Origin of the sequence: Microcoleus sp. CAWBG640 (genome assembly GCF_020883015.1) — a bacterium.
In the GTDB taxonomy this organism is placed as follows: Bacteria; Cyanobacteriota; Cyanobacteriia; order Cyanobacteriales; family Microcoleaceae; genus Microcoleus; species Microcoleus anatoxicus.
The window spans coordinates 1-3,092 of the sequence record NZ_JAHRFC010000050.1 but is presented as its reverse complement, the minus strand read 5'-3'; the positions used below and the strand labels follow the sequence as shown (position 1 = coordinate 3,092).

General features: G+C 45.1%; 2 protein-coding genes and 1 pseudogene. All 3 read left to right on the top strand.

Annotation, left to right across the window (positions count from 1 at the left end; translation table 11 throughout):
* Positions 1-398 precede the first annotated feature (398 nt).
* The gene (locus tag AAFP11_RS21225) at positions 399-722 is read left to right on the top strand and encodes a hypothetical protein (protein ID WP_341738859.1); all 324 of its coding nucleotides are present in this window, start codon (positions 399-401) and stop codon (positions 720-722) included.
* 465 nt (positions 723-1,187) lie between these two features.
* Complete coding sequence (locus AAFP11_RS21220; RefSeq protein ID WP_341738858.1) at positions 1,188-2,231, top strand: CAP domain-containing protein; 1,044 nt, start codon at positions 1,188-1,190, stop codon at positions 2,229-2,231.
* A 121-nt stretch (positions 2,232-2,352) separates the two neighbouring features.
* Positions 2,353-3,092, top strand: a pseudogene (locus AAFP11_RS21215) (calcium-binding protein); the annotation flags it as partial.

Sequence of the window (3,092 nt, the reverse complement as noted above, 5' to 3'; positions counted from 1 at the left end):
GCCAGGGTATTCCGTCTTTGGATGATGATTTTAGGAGTGTGAAGTTGATTCGGCGTCTGACGAAAAGCGATTTTCCTAATGCTGGTTTGAGTATTGGCGACGGGGGACAGATTGTGAAGCAGAGTAAATAGTTGATGGTGGAATTTGCCCATACATGATTAGGGCTTAGGTGTAAATATTACAGAAACCGGGTTTTTTGGTTCTAGTTGAAGGCTGAAATGCAGCATCTAGGTAAGAAATCCGGTTTTTGGGTGTAAAACTAAATTAAGTTTTTGGGATAGGTAGTGAGAGATAGGGCGATCGTGTAAATGTTTGTTACAAAAGCTGGAATTATGCGTAAAAACATAGGGCTATTTCCGAAATCTATATAGAGGCTGAAATTTAGGGAGTCAGAAGCTATGAGGTTTGTATCAGAGGATGCAGCAGGCGATCGGGCTGATAAAGCAGGCGACAGCAACAGCAAAGCTAAGTCAACTCAGAAGGTGGAAACAGATATGTCATCAGCGCCAGAAAACAGAGAGAATCCGATTAATAAGGTTTTGAATCAAGTTGAGAAGATTTTGTGTGAAACTTGGGCAGAAACAGGGTTTGGACAGGTGACTATTGAGAGTGAGAAAGCGGAAAGGGGTAAAGGTAAAATTCAAGTGACTGTGAAAGGTTCAACTTTTTATCGGTATCACATTTCTGAGGAAGATGTTCGGGAGTGGAATTCAAAGGAATAGGTGCGATCGGCGGGGTTGGGGCGGGTTTAGATAATTTGTTGACGGGTGTCAAATATCTAGGCGAACCCGCCCCTACAGGCCTCTAAAATATGGGGATAAATTTGTAGGGGCGGGTTCACCGATAATTTTTGTCACCCACAGATAAATTTTATAAACCCGCCCCCACCCCACCATGAAACTCTGTACAATAAAGATAAGGGAAGGTATTGACAGGTTAAATTAAATGGTGTAGCTTGTTCTTAATTGACGGGAAGTAAACCCACAAGCATCTACCCTGTACGGCTTCAATGGTCGGCAGTATCGTATTTTCAAGCATCGTATTTTCAAACAATTGAATAGAGTCCGAGACGGATGTGATGTTCGCGGGGCTGGGGAAGTGGTGATTTCGCATTATGTGCGATCGACCCTTCTCCGGCCTTTTGTGTTTTTGGCAAACAAATAGACTTGACAAATTGGAGATTAAATATGGCTCGTTTAGATGGAACAACGCAAGACGATCAACTCATTTGGGAGCAGTCAGAACCCGTAGAAATTTACGGCTATGCTGGCGATGACACGCTATGGGGCGATGCGGGAGACGATCTGATCGTTGGCGGTGCTGGAAGTGATTATCTGTTGGGTGATGCGGGTAATGATGTAATCAGTGGCGGTCGGGATAGCGACTACATTGAAGGTGGATTAGGTGCAGATCAACTGTTTGGCGGCAAAGGAGCTGATTACTTAGTCGGCGGTGGTGACACAGATACGCTGATAGGTGGCGGCGGAAGTGATACCTTTGGTCTCACGAGCGATGGGTTAGCTATTATCCGCGACTTTGATGCTGGTTCTGATTCTATCGAACTGTTAGATGATTTGACTGGATCTCGCTTTTTAGTAGCTCGTAATGATAGCAATAGTGTGGGAGTTTATGTTAGCAGCAATGGGGGTTCTGCTTTTGATAAAGTCTTAGCATTGTTGACCAATTTTACTGGGGATGTTGGGAGTGTTTCAAGGAAAATTATCGGTGGAAATGTGACAGCAACTCCGACTCCGACTCCGACTCCGACTCCGACTCCGACTCCGACTCCGACTCCGACTCCGACTCCGACTCCGACTCCTATTCCGACTCCATCACAAAATTCTGAGACAGATAAATTTGATGCTGAGTTGTTACAACTCACAAATGCGGAACGGAGCAAAGCTGGTTTATCACCACTGCGATTTTCCGATCGGTTGGATCAAGCTGCTGATTTACACGCTATTGATATGGCGAGTAAAAATTACTTCGATCACACTGGACTGGATGGTTCTGATCCTGGTACTCGCATTAGCCGTACTGGTTATCAATTTAGTTGGTGGGCAGAAAATATTAGTGGATACCCCGATCCTAAAAGCGCTATCGTATCGTGGATGGACAGTCGCGGTCATCGAGAGAATATCCTAAACCCCAACTTGAAAGAAATAGGTTTTGGTTATGCCAGCCAGGGAAATAAAGACTATTTCGTACAAGTTTTTGGTACACCAATATAGCCTGAAATATGTTTTTGTAAGGTGGTAATCTCCACCTTACTACTTTTCACAAATCAACAAAAAGACTAATTCAGAAGCGTGTTGAGTATCTTTCAGAGTAAACCAAATAGGTGGGAAAATTATGACTATCAAACGACAAGGAATTTATTTGGTCGGAGAAGATACAGCAGACAATGTTGCACTCGAAGCTGGACAACTTCAGGATTTATCTGGAGGATTGATAACTCGAAAAGGCAATGATACTGTCAGCGGTTCCTCTGATGGTGAAGTTGTGTATGGTGGCAAAGGAAATGATGAAATTGAGGGCGGAGGTGGCAATGATTCCCTTCGCGGCGATAAAGATGAAGATACTGTTATCGGAGGAGATGGAGATGATTGCTTGTGCGGCGGTCAAGGTAATGATTCAATTGTCGGTGGTAGTGGCAATGATAGTTTGCACGGCGATCGCGGTATCGATACTTTAACAGGTGGCAGTGGCAATGACACATTTTTCCTACTGCTAGATGATGACAACATTGATTACATTACTGATTATCAAAATGGAGGCGATCGCATTGCCAGTGACAACGGCATTTTGAATTTTGATAACTTCACTTTTAGTGCGGGTACGGGTGCTAATGGTGCTGGTAGTGGCGATACGGTGATGATAGATAAAAGTAGCAATCGGGCGATCGCGGTTTTGCTCAATGTTGCCAGTAGCACGTTTGCAGCTAGTCCGACACCAACACCAGCCCCAACACCAGCCCCAACACCAGCCCCAACACCAGCCCCAACACCAGCCCCAACACCAGCCCCAACACCAACTCCGGTGACAACACCAACTCCGGTGACAACGCCAACTCCGGTGACAACGCCAACTCC

Coding starts and splice junctions, on each gene's coding strand:
- AAFP11_RS21225 (WP_341738859.1), top strand. CDS start 399: ATGAGGTTTGTATCAGAGGATGCAGCAGGCGATCGGGCTGATAAAGCA.
- AAFP11_RS21220 (WP_341738858.1), top strand. CDS start 1,188: ATGGCTCGTTTAGATGGAACAACGCAAGACGATCAACTCATTTGGGAG.